We start from the raw sequence: 12918 nt of genomic DNA, 5'->3' as shown, positions 1-12918 counted from the left end.
AGCCTGAACCCGTCGTGCGGCAAGGATCATGTCCTGCCGCACGACGGGTATCTGCAAGCGCTATACTTGATCGGATCGGCGTTACGATGCCTTCAGGATCCGATATGCGCAAGATCAAAGCTTTATGTGTCTACTGCGGCTCCAGCAGTGGCCTGAACCCCGAATACAAAGAAACCGCCACAGCCTTTGGCAAGGAACTCGCCCGACGCGGCATCCGCCTGGTCTACGGCGGGGGCAAGGTCGGTCTGATGGGCGCGGTGGCCGATGCGGTGCTGGCCGCCGGTGGTGAAGTCCATGGCGTGATTCCCCGCCAGCTGATGGAAAAGGAAGTCGGCCATACCGGCCTGACCACCCTGGAAGTGGTGGAGACCATGCATCAGCGCAAGACCCGGCTGTACGAACTGTCCGAGGCCTTCGTCGCCCTGCCCGGCGGCTTCGGCACCATGGATGAAATGTTCGAAATGCTGACCTGGGCCCAGCTCGGCCTGCACCGCTTTCCCTGTGCCTTCGTCAATACGCGCGGTTATTACGACCTGTTGCGGCAGTCGATCGACCACATGGTGGATGAAGGATTTCTGCGAGGTGCGCAGCGCGACAGCCTGTGGTACGGCACCGAACTCGAAAGTCTGTTCAAGTGGCTGGAAACCTATGAATCCGGCTATGTTCCCAAATGGATTGACGCCAACACCATCAAGGCCTGAACGGCCAGGAGTGCCCCATGACCAGCTTCCAGGCGTTTCGCATCCACGACGATGAAAACGGTTATCGCGGCGGTATCGAGCAGATCCAGACCGATACGCTGACGCCCGGGGAAGTACTGGTCAAGGTTGCCTGGTCCTCGGTCAACTACAAGGATGCCCTTGCCGGCACCGGCAAGGGCCGCATTCTGCGCAGCTATCCACTGAACGGCGGTGTCGACCTGGCCGGCGTGGTGGTGACATCCGAGGATCCGGCCTTCCGCGAAGGCGACAAGGTACTTTGCACCGGGTGCGGGCTGTCCGAAACCCTGGACGGTGGCTATGCCGAATATGCCCGCCTGCCTTCACGCTGGGCCATTCCGCTACCCAGGCAGCTGAGCCTGCGCGCCGCCATGCAGCTGGGTACCGCCGGCTTCACCGCGGCACTGGCCCTGCTGCGGATGGAGGAAAATCGCCAGCGGCCGGACATGGGCCCCATCGCGATCACCGGTGCCAGCGGCGGCGTCGGCATGCTGGCGATCGACATTTTCAGTGCTGCCGGCTATCAGGTCCATGCGATCAGCGGCAAGACCGGACACGCCGCACAGTTGCGCACCCTGGGGGCTGCCGAAGTACTGGACCGCTCGGCCCTGGCTCCGGCCGCCAAGCCACTGGAGCGCGCCCAGTACGGTGGCGCTCTGGACAATGTCGGCGGCCCTGCCCTGGCCGCCTTGCTGCCGCGCATCGTGCCCTACGGCAACCTGGCCATCTGCGGCAATGCCGGCGGCATCAAGGTCGAAACCACCGTACTGCCCTGGATCCTGCGCGGAGTCTCCGTGCTCGGGATCGCCTCCGCAGGCACCGCCCGCGATATCCGCGACCGGGTATGGGAACGCCTCGCCGGCGCCTGGAAGCCCCGCCATCTGGACACCATCACCACGGCCGTCGTGGGACTGGAACAGCTGCCCGAGGTCTTCGAAAAGATGCTCGCCGGCGAATCCTTCGGACGCACCTTGGTCCGCGTCGGCGGTGAAGACAGTCTCTGACCGCCCGGACCATCAGCGTCTGGCGTGCAGGTAGGATCAGGACCAAAGCTCAGCCCTTGCCCCATGCCCAGCACCGCCATCGGCAATGCGATCGCAGCAAGACGAGGCGTGCCTGGCTGGGCCAGGCTGAGTCCGTACAGGCGGCCCTGAGCCAGGTCGACACTGGAACCGATCCCGGCCACGGCCCGTGCAGCGATTCTGCACCCAGACCAGCTGGGCGGGGGGAAAGGCCAGATCCAGGTGGATTCTGGGCAGTCCGGTGAAAACGATGGATGCATCCAGAATGATGGACAGCACCGCCGCTTGCTGGCGCCGATGCGCCGTATCGAATGTCATGTTCTCCCGCTTGGTGGTAGAACCGTATCTTGAGGTTTAGATGAAGCGCTGGCCGGATCAGTGCGTGCCGGACCGGGCATCGGGACCTCCTGCGGACAACCCGATCGCACGAGAACAGCAGGCACTCCCGCGGCCACCGAGCGCTGGCAACGTCTGAAAATATCCGCAGCGGCCACCTCGGCCGCCTGCCCCGCCTTGATCAGGCTGGATGCGGCACCTCCAGCCTTGGATCGATTCGAGTCGACGTGAGTCACTTCCCATTCCCAACTCAGGGTCGAGGCATCCATCCAGACCGCAAGGCCGAGATGGCCTCCCTGGGCAGGCCAGGATCTTTGCCATACCCGCAAAACCCCTGCACAGCCCTCGAGCGCCACCACGCTCCAATCGTGTTCAGTACCTTTCATCGGCTCGCCCTCTGCCCCATCACGCTGCCGCGTCATCATGCGCCAGCCACTTCACCCTGCAGCTGCGCTCCGGGCTTGCCCGGGTCCGGAGCGCAACTGTATCGACCTCGTGCCGGCTCAGGTCCGCAGCAACACCTTGATGGCCTCGCGACTGTCCATGGCGCGATAGCCCGCCGCTGCATCGGCCAGCGGCAGTTCCAGATCGAAGACCCTGCCCGGATTGATCTTGCGCGTCTCGATCAGGGCCAACAGGTCGGGCAGAAAGCGCCGCACCGGCGCGGGGCCGCCCAGCATGCCTTTCTGGCCAAAGAACAGCTGCTGTCCGTCGAATTCCACGCCATGCGGTACGCCGACATAGCCGATCATCGAACCCGGGCGCGCGCATGCCAATGCCTGCGCCATCGACTGCTGGGTGCCCACGCACTCCAGCACGGCATCGGCACCGACATGGCGAGTCAGTGCCTTCACCGCCGCAATACCGTCTTCTCCACGCTCGGCAATGATGTCGGTGGCCCCGAACTCCAGGGCCAGTTCCTGGCGCTGCTTGTGGCGACTCATCGCAATGATGCGCGTCGCTCCCATCTGCCGGGCCGACAGTACACCCATCAGACCCACCGCGCCGTCGCCCACCACAACCACGGTGGAGCCCGGCTGGACTCTTGCCGCATCCGCCGCATACCAGCCCGTGCCCAGCACATCGGATGCTGCCAGCAGGGACGGAATCAGGTCCGCCGGAGGATGTGCCTCCAGCGCCACCAGGGTGCCGTCGGCCAGGGGTACCCGCGCCAGTTCGGCCTGAGCACCGCTCATGAATTCGCGTTGCTCGCAGGACGACTGGAACCCGTACTGGCAATGAGGGCAGGTATTGTCCGAAAGGCAGAACGAACCGACCACGAACTGGCCGGGCTTGACCGTGCAGACCGCCTCGCCGACGGCGACGACCACACCGCAGTACTCATGCCCCATCGACATCGGCTGGGCGAAGTCACCGTGGCCGCGATACGGCCACAGATCCGAGCCGCAGATGCAGCTGGCCGCCAGCTTGATGATCGCATCGGTCGGCTTGAGCAGGCTGGGCTCGGCGACGTCTTCCACCTTCACCTGACCCGGGGCATACATCAATGTTCCCAACATACGGTATCTCCTGTGTCTTGCGGAACAAGCCGACCACCCGGCATGGGTCATCGGCATCTATCGGCTCAGCGCGAACTGGGCGCCAGAGCGGTCATCGCCTCAAGTTCGGCACGAACCGAGAGCGGCTCATCCGCAAGCGGCAGGCCATCGGCATCTTCGGCACCGTCCAGCGCGTGTGGCTGCGGCCTCCCTGAAGTAGCCGTCGCTGCGGGTCCGGCGTGTTGCCATCAAACCAGCCAGCTCGAACGATGGTGCATGACAGCCCGCTGGCGCGCAGCAAACGCTCGGATCGCCGCCTCCGGTCGGGCCCGCCAGTGGAACGGCTGCAGACACCTTCGTGATGGCCCATGCCGATCGCGGTCATCCGTGCCACGCGGACCCTGCGCCCGCGCAGACCTGTCAGCACGTGTTTCACTGCACCGTGATTCACCGCCTCCATCGCGTAACGACCGCCACGAACACTATGCGTAAAAAACCACCACATCGCAGACCGCCAATACCTCGTCCAGGGCTCCGGGTCGGGGTGATGTCCGCCACGATCTACTGGACACCCTCGGGGAACAGTCCTCGTATTGCACGCCGTACCACGGCATAGACTGCATGCCCTTCGGCCGCCGCCCTCGCCACGAGCAGCCGGCCGATGCTGGCGTTGGCGCCTGCCACCGAAATGTTCATGATCAGAATCCCTCTCGTCCCCGGCCATCCACACGCCTTGCAGCGCGAACGGAGATAACGCCCTCAGTTCTGGGCCGGTGCCTTCTCCTGGATGCCACGCAGAGCGTTGAGCGCACGCGGATAACCGATGAACGGCAGAATCTGCGCCACGACATCGATCAGCACCCATCGGTCATTGCCGACCTTCAGATTGATGGCGACATGCCCCTGCAGCTGCGGATCGCAACCACCCAGACTGGCCAACAAGGCAAGCGTGACCAGCTCGCGGGTGGCGATGTCCAGTCCGGCCCGGCTGACATGATCCCCAAAGCAGTTTCCGCTGAGGAAGCGCTGCACATGCACGAGATCCGCAGGCGCACTGGCCTGCATCGCCTCGATCACCTCGGCGCCGGCAACGGCCTTCTGCAGCGCCAGCCCCTTGGCCATCCGGTCCGCGGCCGTGGTGGTGGCCTGCGAAGGCAGCGGCAATGCCACGCCATCGGCCAGCAGATACTCATTGAGCAGGTGGACGAAATCAATCGTGCGGCCCAGACCGACATAGGGTACGGCCTGATAGACCACCTCCTTCATCTCGACCGGGGTGACGCCTGCACTTGCCGCGGCTTCCAGCATGACCTTGAACTCGGTCTGCGCGCCGGTCGCGATCAAGGCGGCCAGCTGCACCATCAGTCGGGTACGCTGCGGCAGCAGGCTCTCCCGCAGCACCTCGTCAAAGGCAAAGTTGGCAAAGATCTCGACCAGATCGGGATCAGTCCGGGGCAGCTCGGACTGGTCGGCGGGAAACAGGAACTCAAGGTTCTGCAAGGCTTGCTGGCTGATCGCCATGGGATATCGACTCCGTCGCATGGGCTGGAACGACCACCTGATAGCGCAGCCAGACATAGCCGGCCGCCAGCACCTGGGTGGACATGGATTGAAGTTTCATGCCAGGAAACACCGGAAGCCCGGGCGCCACCTCGGCCTCGATAATGGCTGGACTGCCGGCACGCCCGTCCAGCCCCGGGTAGATCAACAAACTCATCTCGTCGACCAGACCTGCCGCAAAGAACCGGCCATTGGTCACGCCGCCTCCTTCCAGCAGCAGCCGATCCACATCGAATACTTCGTGCAGCACCGTCAGCGCCGCGTCCAGATCGCGGCCATCCTTGCCCGCAAAGGCATAAGACACGCCGTGGCGGCGCAGCTCGGCGAGATAGACATCCGTGACCTGCGTTGACAGCACAGCCAGCACCGGCTCGCCCTCGACCCGTGGTCCGGCGTAACGCAGCCGTCCGCCGGGATCCAGCACCACCGCCCAGCGGCCATGGGCCTCGGAATCACGGTAGGGGCGGCGGGCCTTCGCAGGCCCTACGCTCGCATCTCCGATTTGCACCTGATCAAATTCGCTCATCGAGCGCCGGCCGATGATGAAGGCATCGGCCGCCAGTTGCTGTCCGCAGGACTCGTACATCCTGCTGATGCCGGACAGCCCGCTGCCATCGGCATGGAGCGTCCAGCGATCGACCAGCAGGCGCCCGTCGATCGAACTCATCATGTGGCAGATCACCAAAGGGCGTGACATCGCGGACATGCCTGCGTCGTCCTCAGCGTCCGACCGTGGCCATCAGCTGGGGGGGATAGCGCTCGCCCTCGACCTTGATCGCCGCCAGCGCCGATTCGATGTCGGCCAGATCCTCGACACCCAGACTGATATCAGCCGCGGCCAGATTCTCTTCCAGTCGCGAAAGTCTGGTCGTACCCGGAATCGGAACGATCCACGGCTTGCGGCTCAGCAGCCAGGCCAGCGCAATCTGGGCCAGCGTCGCCTGCTTGCGATCAGCCACCTGTTTGAGCACGTCGATCAGGCCTTGATTGGCCGCCATCGCCTCCGGACTGAACCGGGGCAGCAGACGACGGAAGTCGTTCTCGGCGATCTTGGCGTCCTTGCCCATCGCCCCGGTCAGAAAGCCCTTGCCCAGCGGGCTGTAGGCGACCAGGCCGATACCCAGTTCCTCACAGGCCTTGAGAATTCCATTGGTCTCCGGGCCACGCGTCCACAACGAATACTCGTTCTGCAGCGCCGTGACCGGCTGCACGGCATGCGCACGACGCACCGTCGCCGCACCCGGCTCGGACAGTCCAAAGTGACGAACCTTGCCCTCGGCAATCAGGTCCTTGACCGCACCGGCAACGTCCTCGATCGGCACGGCCGGGTCGACCCGGTGCTGGTAGAGCAGATCAATGGTCTCGATGCCCAGACGCTTCAGGGAGGCTTCGGCAACGGCCCGGATATGTTCCGGACGGCTGTTCAGTCCACGGTTCTGACCCGATGCCTGATCGATGTCAAAGCCGAACTTGGTGGCGATCACGACCTCATCGCGTATCGGCGCCAGCGCCTTGCCCACGACCATTTCATTGGTGAAGGGGCCATATATTTCGGCAGTGTCGAAGAAATCCACGCCGCGTTCGGCCGCCTGCCGGATCAGCGTGATCGAGTCACGCTCTTCCAGTGCATGGCCGTAACTGAAATTCAGCCCCATGCAGCCGAAACCGATGGCCGATACTGCCAGACCGCTTTTGCCCAATGGACGCTTGATCATGTTTGCACTCTTTGCGGAAACGGACGATGCAATCAAGATATCGCCGACACCTATTATTGATAAACCATCAAAAATTGAATGATCTGATGAATTTCAGATATGAATTGTGCAGTTAACCTGGTCCCACAAGTTCGCCAGCTCGAACTGCCCGACCACATATCCTTGATCTGCAGGCCTCTGACGGTGATGAGGAAAACCAAAGATGACTGTCTGGCAAGCCCTGCACCGGCCTTCCGTCCCCCGAGTCCACGGCTCGCTGATGCAAGAAACGGCTGCAGCGGACTGATGAAAGCCGCCATCTGCCTCGGTCGGGCAAAAGTGCTGCTGCCGGGTTCGCACTGGCCCCAGGCTGAACCCCGAAACGCGGAGGCTGGCATTTTGCGGCGGCGGCAGCGACCATTGGGCACCACCGCCAGACCCTTGCGAGGTTGCCTGATGTCATCGGAAGTCCCTGCGACACCGCGCCTGATCGGAACCACCGAAGTCCCCGTCCGCTGGGGCGACATGGATGCTTTCAACCATGTCAACAATGCGGTCTATATGCGTTATCTGGAGGAGTCGAGACTGGCCTGGATGAGCACCGTTCCTGAGGCCCTCGACATCCACCAGTCCCGGGCGCTGATGGCGGCTTGCGAGATCCAGTATCGCCTGCCCATCGAATGGCCGGCGACGGTGTATATCGAGCTGTACTGCGAACGACTCGGCAACAGTTCGGCCACCCTCGGCTATCGCCTGCTGACCCGACCGGAAGGGTCGGAGCTGGCCACACGACTGCATGCCGAATGCCGTACCGTCATGGTCTGGACAGACAGCGACACCGGCCGGCCGGTCACCATTCCCGCCGCCATCCGGCGTGCTCTGGGCGATACCGAGGCTCACTGAGCATCACTTTTCATCGGCAAGTCAAAGGAGCGAGTCCATGTCCCTACGCGCAACCCGGCGCCCTCTCAGCATTGCCTTGGCCCTGCTGTGCACAGCCTCGGCCATGTCCGTGGCCGCCGCGCGGGAACCCGGCCTGACCATTTATCGGGATACCGGCAATGCCCTGTTCTCGGCCACGGCGGATGGCACGGTCGACAGCGGCTACGCGATGGTCAACGAGGACCGCAGCCTGCCTCTGCAGTCCGGCCTCCAGACGCAGCGCATCGATTCCCTGCCCCCGCTGCTGGATCCCCAGACCCTGAGCCTACAAAGCCCCGACGGAGCCTGGACGCTGCGCTCCAGCCAGCTGCTGCCCCCCTCGGGCAACCCCGCACTGGCCCTGCTGGGCAAGCGTGTGGACGTGATCGGTGACAATGGCCAGGTCATCGCCCAGGGCACGGTGCTGTCCAGCCAGAATGGCCTGGCCATCAAGGATGCCGTCAACGGCATCATGCTGATCCAGCACTACGCCGCCATCCGCAGCCCGTCCGTTCCCGCGGGCGGGGCCAGCCTGCAGCTGGCACTGGATGCCCATCGTGCCGGCGCCGCTCCGGTGGCCCTCAGTTATGCCACCCATGGTCTGGGCTGGCGGGCGGTCTACCAGGCCCGCCTGTCCGGTGGGGATCGCTGCAGCCTGCAACTGGATGCGCAGGCCAGCATCGGCAATCGCAGCGGCCGTGACTGGCAGCATGTACGGGTGGACCTGATCGCTGGCACCGTCAATCTTGACGCTGAAGCCGGGGTACGTCCGGTGATGTTCCGGGCCATGGCCAAGGCCTCCTCGGACAGCTTGCCGGAACAGTCGGCACTGGATGCCTACCGCCGCTACCGACTGCCGGCCGAGGTGGACCTGCCGGACCAGAGCATCACACAACTGCCCTTGTATCCCGCCCAGACCATTGCCTGCCAGCGCAGCATCCAGGTCGATCTGGGCAGCTCGGCCATCGGCCGCCAGCAGCCCGAGCTGGGCAATTATCCGATCAATGAATCACCGGCGGTGGAAACCCGGCTGGAATTCACGGCGCCGGTGAACTTGCCCGCCGGTACCATCTACGTGAAAACCGCAGACAGCGACGGCCGCCAGCAGTTGCTCGGCAGCAGCCGATTGTCCGACACCGCCGCGGCACAGCCGATCGAACTGACCCTGGGCCAGAGCTTTCAATTGACGGCCCGTCAGCAACGGCTGGCCAGCCACATCGACCGGGCGCGGCGCCAGCTCGACGAGCAATTTCAGGTCACGGTCGACAATGCCGGCAGTTCCGGCAGTCAGGTCCGGATTCTGGCTCATCCCCAGCGCTGGTCCAACTGGACCGTCATCGATTCCAACGCCCGCGCGATCAAGGACGGCCCCAGCCAGACCAGCTTCCAGCTCAAGGTCCCGGCCCATGGCCAGACGGTATTGAAGTACACGATCCGTTATCAATGGCAGGTCGGCGACCTGCCGAACGGCAGCAACTGACCATCATCGATGCACGCGGACGGATGCCGAACCGGCAGCCGTCCGCCGTGGGTTGATCTGCCCCTGGACATCGAGGTGATTCATGCAGGCCGCGCCAGCCTCAGGCCCATCGACAGGCATTCGCATGGCGTTTTCTGGGTCGGCGCACGCCGACCTTGAAGGCAGCGTCAGGACGACCCACGCGCGATCTTGCGACGAGGCTCGCTGATCCAGCCACTCCATGAAGGCGGATACAGACGCGAGCCGATGAGTCCGGCATGCTCCATCGCCAGCAGATTGTGGCAGGCCGACACGCCGGAACCGCACATGTGCACCATCTGACCGGGTTCGCGCCCTCCCAGCAGTTCCGTGAACTCAGCCCGCAGTACAGCGGCCGGGCGGAAGCGGCCGTCAGCTTCCAGATTCAAGGCAAAGGGCCGATTGAGCGCACCCGGCACATGGCCGGCCACCGCATCGATAGGCTCGACCTCGCCACTGAAACGTGCCGGAGCCCGCGCATCCAGCAGCACCGTCGTACCTGCGGCAACGCCTGTCGTCAATTCTTCAGCGGTGGCCTGAGTCCGGGCTGGCCAGGCCAGCTCCATCCGTATATCCGACGATTCGGACTCAGGCGCAGCCTGGCCCAGCTCGCCGCCAGCGGCTTGCCAGGCCGGCAGACCGCCATCCAGAACCGCCACCTGGCGGATACCGCTGCTTCTGGCCAGCCACCACATCCGTGCGGCGGCCATCGCCCCGCCCGCCGCATCGTAGGCAATCAATGCCCTGCCGGGGGTCCAGCCCCAACGCCCCAGCGTGGCGGCCCAGGCTTCGGCCGCAGGCAGCGGATGCCGACCCAGACCCCAACTGACCCGTGACAGATCCGAAAGATCGCGATCCAGATCGGCATGCACGGCCCCCGGCAGATGCCCGGCCTGCCAGGCGTGGCGACCGGCGTCGGGTCGAGCGAGATCGAAGCGGCAGTCAACAAGCAAGGGCCGGGCCGACAGCAGCTGGCGCAACTGCTCGACACTGAGCACGGGAGGAAGGTCAGACATGAGGATCCTGGGCGAGCTGAAAGTCGGCAGTATCACCTGCCGAGGCAGCGCTCAGCCAGCGATGCAATATCGCCGCCGTGGCGCCCCAGATCCGATAGCCCTGGTAATGGTATTCGACCAGCTCGCGAGGCCGCCCCCGGTAACTGACACACTGACGGCGCAGATTTGCCGGATCGCGCAGAAAGGCCAGCGGCACCTCGAAAACCTGGTCCACCTCGGCGGGTTGCGGAATGCAGGTGGCAGCGGGGTCCACCCAGGCCAGCACCGGCGTGATCAGGTATCCGCTCACGGTCTCGAAGCGCTCAAGGCAAGCCAGTGGCCGCACCCAGCGGCGGGCCAGACCGACCTCTTCTTCGGCTTCGCGCAAGGCCGCGGCAACGGCATCCGCATCACCTGGATCGACCCGTCCGCCCGGAAACGCCACCTGGCCGGCATGAGCCTGCAAAGTCATCGTCCGGACGGTAAGAATCAACCGCGGCTGCGGCAGCTGGCGCAGACCGACCAGTACGGCAGCCTGCCGCAGAGGCTCGCTCTTGTCCTCATCGGCGAAATCGGCATGATTCCAGGCCGGACCGCCCGGAGGCGCCGCGACCGGATACAGACCCTGGCCGGACATGGGCAGCGATTCAGGCATGCGCCGGCTCCGCCGTGCCCCGCAACCGGGCCGGCAACGAACCCGGGCCAGAAACCCCCTTTCCGATGCCGAGCCCGATCCACCCCTCTGAACGCATCTGGATGTCCCGCCCGACTCAGGGCTTGACCGAAAGCAGTTCGATGTCGAAGATCAGCGCCTCGTTCGGGCCTATACGGGGCATCTCTCCGCGCAGGCCAAAAGCCAGTTGCGGGGGAATCACCACCGACCAACGATCGCCGACATGCATTCTCGGCAGCACCTCACGCCAACCCGGTATCACCTGACTGACGACAAAGCTGACCGGCGCGCCGTGGGCCCAGGAACTGTCAAACTCGGTACCATCGACCAGCATGCCGCGATAATTGATGGTGACGGAACTGGTCAGGCTGGGCTGCTGCCTGCTCTTGCCCCGCTCCACCACCCGATACTGGATCCCGGAAGGAAGGCTGATCACGCCCGGCCGTAGCTTGTTGCGGGAAAGGTACAGTGCGCTGTTGCGGGCATTGGTCTCGGCGGTACGTTGAAAGTCGCTCTCGGCGCGATGGTGCATATGCGCATCCAGTGCCTGCAGCTGCTCGCGCATGTCCTGCGTCGCGACACTGGGCGAACGCCGGTAATAGGCATCCTCGATGGCATGCTCCAAGGTAGGCAGATCGATCGCCGGATCGCCACCGGCGAACTGGCTGCCGATCTGGTAGCCGATGGTATAGGACAACTTGTGCCGGTCCAGCGGCACCGCATGAGCGGCGCCCTTGTCCTGCCCGGCAGCCTGGGCAGCCAGAGGACCCAGCCACGACAATCCGGCCAGCAGACCGAAGGCAAGACACACCGCGCGACTCACCACGCCACTCCGCACGGCGCCGCCGACAGCAGACCACCACAAACCATTTGAATACAGAAGCACAGGCGATGTTGACTCATCTTGGATCGGATCCCGACGTGCGGCGCCACTGCCAACCCGGCACGCTCACTGCTTAGGCAGTCCGTTGCGGCAAAGGTTCCCGGGCTGATGCGCTGCGGAATCAGCCCGGAATGCCATGCCGCCGGTCAAGCGTACAGGCGCTTGTTGCACAAGGCGTCGGTGCCGCCCAACTATACATCAAGCGCCAGGTGGAGGCTGCCTGCAAGCCGGATCAATGCTCGCCGCGGTACTTCTTCTCCCCGGCCGTCACGCGCAGGTCCAGCCGGTTTTCAGGAGGGGGCAGCGGACAGGTGGCGTAAGCAGTGAACGCGCAGGGCGGATTGTAGGCCTCGTTGAAATCGATGGTCAGATGACCGTCATGCGGCAGCCCGGTCGTGATGAAACGCGCGGCTCCGTAGGTTTCCTTGCCTGAGGTGCGATCGGCGATGATGAAGAACAGCGACCCCGGCTCTTCCTGGATCGGGTACAGCTCGTAACGATGCCCGTCTTTTTCGAAGACCGCCTTGCCCGGCACCGGCGTATCGCTGACGGTGCCCAGCACCGACCCGATCGGCAATGAGTGCGGCGGGTCAAACGGAACCCAGCGTGCCTCGACCCGCCACGCCGGATCAATCGGAAAATAATCCAGCCCCTGGAAGTGACTCCGGCTGGGTGCCTGGGAATCCTTGATCCGCAGGCCCTTGCGTCCGTCTCGATCGATCACGAACAGGCTGATGCTGCCGACCTCGACCAGGCTGGGCTCCCGGGCACCATCCTGATCCCCCAGCAGCACGGCACCGGATACCTCACGACCATCGACCCGCCCATGAATCCCAGGCGCGAACTCGAGGGTGGTGGTACCGTCCTGGGCCAGAGTGATACGGCCGAAATCGGCCGGTCCGGCCTTCAGCACGATGCTGTTGTGCTCGGCCCGCCCCAAGGTATTGCTGCCGGGCTGCAGCCATTCCAGCCCGATCAGGGTCAGCCAGCCATCGGCCGCGGTCAGCCGCTGCAGGCGCCGGGCCTGCCAATGGCTGACCTGCTCCTGGTAGGTGGTCTCGTTGGGATGGGTCTGATTGGGAATGGCCGGTTCGTCGGCGTGGATTGAAGTCATGCTC

At 64.4% G+C, this 12918-nt stretch carries 13 protein-coding genes; 4 read left to right on the top strand and 9 right to left on the bottom strand.

Annotation, left to right across the window (positions count from 1 at the left end; translation table 11 throughout):
* The first annotated feature begins 104 nt into the window (after positions 1-104).
* Together FRAAU_RS08250 and FRAAU_RS08245 are read left to right on the top strand one after the other, a co-directional pair.
* The gene (locus FRAAU_RS08250; RefSeq protein ID WP_014403089.1) at positions 105-701 is read left to right on the top strand and encodes an LOG family protein; all 597 of its coding nucleotides are present in this window, start codon (positions 105-107) and stop codon (positions 699-701) included.
* Between the two features lie 17 nt (positions 702-718).
* The gene (locus FRAAU_RS08245) at positions 719-1723 is read left to right on the top strand and encodes a YhdH/YhfP family quinone oxidoreductase (protein WP_014403088.1); all 1005 of its coding nucleotides are present in this window, start codon (positions 719-721) and stop codon (positions 1721-1723) included.
* A gap of 857 nt (positions 1724-2580) precedes the next feature.
* Here the strand turns inward: FRAAU_RS08245 and FRAAU_RS08240 are convergent.
* The 5 genes from FRAAU_RS08240 to FRAAU_RS08225 all read right to left on the bottom strand — a co-directional run bounded on the left by FRAAU_RS08240 (position 2581) and on the right by FRAAU_RS08225 (position 6851).
* The gene (locus tag FRAAU_RS08240) at positions 2581-3597 is read right to left on the bottom strand and encodes a zinc-dependent alcohol dehydrogenase family protein (RefSeq protein WP_014403087.1); all 1017 of its coding nucleotides are present in this window, start codon (positions 3595-3597) and stop codon (positions 2581-2583) included.
* A 540-nt stretch (positions 3598-4137) separates the two neighbouring features.
* On the bottom strand, positions 4138-4272 hold the full coding sequence (locus FRAAU_RS17855; RefSeq protein WP_280985212.1) for a hypothetical protein: 135 nt from the start codon (positions 4270-4272) through the stop codon (positions 4138-4140).
* 63 nt (positions 4273-4335) lie between these two features.
* Positions 4336-5097, bottom strand: coding sequence for a carboxymuconolactone decarboxylase family protein (locus FRAAU_RS08235; protein ID WP_014403086.1), 762 nt, complete (start codon positions 5095-5097; stop codon positions 4336-4338).
* Positions 5063-5833, bottom strand: a complete 771-nt coding sequence (locus tag FRAAU_RS08230) for a dihydrofolate reductase family protein (protein ID WP_052317860.1) — start codon at positions 5831-5833, stop codon at positions 5063-5065. Before FRAAU_RS08230 ends, FRAAU_RS08235 begins: the two co-directional genes overlap by 35 nt.
* Before the next feature lie 22 nt (positions 5834-5855).
* Complete coding sequence (locus FRAAU_RS08225; protein WP_014403084.1) at positions 5856-6851, bottom strand: aldo/keto reductase; 996 nt, start codon at positions 6849-6851, stop codon at positions 5856-5858.
* A gap of 435 nt (positions 6852-7286) precedes the next feature.
* Between FRAAU_RS08225 and FRAAU_RS08220 the strand changes: the two genes are divergently transcribed.
* Positions 7287-7733, top strand: a complete 447-nt coding sequence (locus FRAAU_RS08220; RefSeq protein ID WP_014403083.1) for an acyl-CoA thioesterase — start codon at positions 7287-7289, stop codon at positions 7731-7733.
* A gap of 37 nt (positions 7734-7770) precedes the next feature.
* Positions 7771-9231, top strand: a complete 1461-nt coding sequence (locus FRAAU_RS08215) for a DUF4139 domain-containing protein (RefSeq protein WP_014403082.1) — start codon at positions 7771-7773, stop codon at positions 9229-9231.
* Between the two features lie 167 nt (positions 9232-9398).
* Here the strand turns inward: FRAAU_RS08215 and FRAAU_RS08210 are convergent, their stop codons facing one another.
* From FRAAU_RS08210 to FRAAU_RS08195, 4 genes are all read right to left on the bottom strand, one after another.
* Positions 9399-10265: a sulfurtransferase gene (locus FRAAU_RS08210; protein ID WP_014403081.1), complete on the bottom strand. Its 867-nt coding sequence runs from the start codon at positions 10263-10265 to the stop codon at positions 9399-9401.
* Positions 10258-10899, bottom strand: coding sequence for an NUDIX hydrolase (locus tag FRAAU_RS08205; protein WP_014403080.1), 642 nt, complete (start codon positions 10897-10899; stop codon positions 10258-10260). The genes FRAAU_RS08210 and FRAAU_RS08205 overlap by 8 nt, the downstream gene beginning before the upstream one ends.
* A 115-nt stretch (positions 10900-11014) precedes the next feature.
* Positions 11015-11740 (bottom strand): BamJ family beta-barrel-assembly machinery protein, encoded by a 726-nt coding sequence (gene bamJ, locus FRAAU_RS08200; RefSeq protein WP_014403079.1) that lies wholly within the window; start codon positions 11738-11740, stop codon positions 11015-11017.
* 292 nt (positions 11741-12032) lie between these two features.
* Positions 12033-12914, bottom strand: a complete 882-nt coding sequence (locus FRAAU_RS08195; protein WP_245546458.1) for a DUF1684 domain-containing protein — start codon at positions 12912-12914, stop codon at positions 12033-12035.
* Positions 12915-12918: the final 4 nt, after the last annotated feature.

The organism is Frateuria aurantia DSM 6220 (assembly GCF_000242255.2).
GTDB classification, from domain to species: Bacteria; Pseudomonadota; Gammaproteobacteria; order Xanthomonadales; family Rhodanobacteraceae; genus Frateuria; species Frateuria aurantia.
The sequence above is the reverse complement of the archived record's forward strand: the minus strand, read 5'-3'. Positions and strand labels throughout refer to the sequence as shown.

Bases quoted from the DNA above. Each gene is read 5' to 3' on its own strand.
- FRAAU_RS08250 (WP_014403089.1), top strand. From the start codon at position 105: ATGCGCAAGATCAAAGCTTTATGTGTCTACTGCGGCTCCAGCAGTGGC.
- FRAAU_RS08245 (WP_014403088.1), top strand. From the start codon at position 719: ATGACCAGCTTCCAGGCGTTTCGCATCCACGACGATGAAAACGGTTAT.
- FRAAU_RS08240 (WP_014403087.1), bottom strand. From the start codon at position 3,597: ATGTTGGGAACATTGATGTATGCCCCGGGTCAGGTGAAGGTGGAAGAC.
- FRAAU_RS17855 (WP_280985212.1), bottom strand. From the start codon at position 4,272: ATGAACATTTCGGTGGCAGGCGCCAACGCCAGCATCGGCCGGCTGCTC.
- FRAAU_RS08235 (WP_014403086.1), bottom strand. From the start codon at position 5,097: ATGGCGATCAGCCAGCAAGCCTTGCAGAACCTTGAGTTCCTGTTTCCC.
- FRAAU_RS08230 (WP_052317860.1), bottom strand. From the start codon at position 5,833: ATGTCACGCCCTTTGGTGATCTGCCACATGATGAGTTCGATCGACGGG.
- FRAAU_RS08225 (WP_014403084.1), bottom strand. From the start codon at position 6,851: ATGATCAAGCGTCCATTGGGCAAAAGCGGTCTGGCAGTATCGGCCATC.
- FRAAU_RS08220 (WP_014403083.1), top strand. From the start codon at position 7,287: ATGTCATCGGAAGTCCCTGCGACACCGCGCCTGATCGGAACCACCGAA.
- FRAAU_RS08215 (WP_014403082.1), top strand. From the start codon at position 7,771: ATGTCCCTACGCGCAACCCGGCGCCCTCTCAGCATTGCCTTGGCCCTG.
- FRAAU_RS08210 (WP_014403081.1), bottom strand. From the start codon at position 10,265: ATGTCTGACCTTCCTCCCGTGCTCAGTGTCGAGCAGTTGCGCCAGCTG.
- FRAAU_RS08205 (WP_014403080.1), bottom strand. From the start codon at position 10,899: ATGCCTGAATCGCTGCCCATGTCCGGCCAGGGTCTGTATCCGGTCGCG.
- FRAAU_RS08195 (WP_245546458.1), bottom strand. From the start codon at position 12,914: ATGACTTCAATCCACGCCGACGAACCGGCCATTCCCAATCAGACCCAT.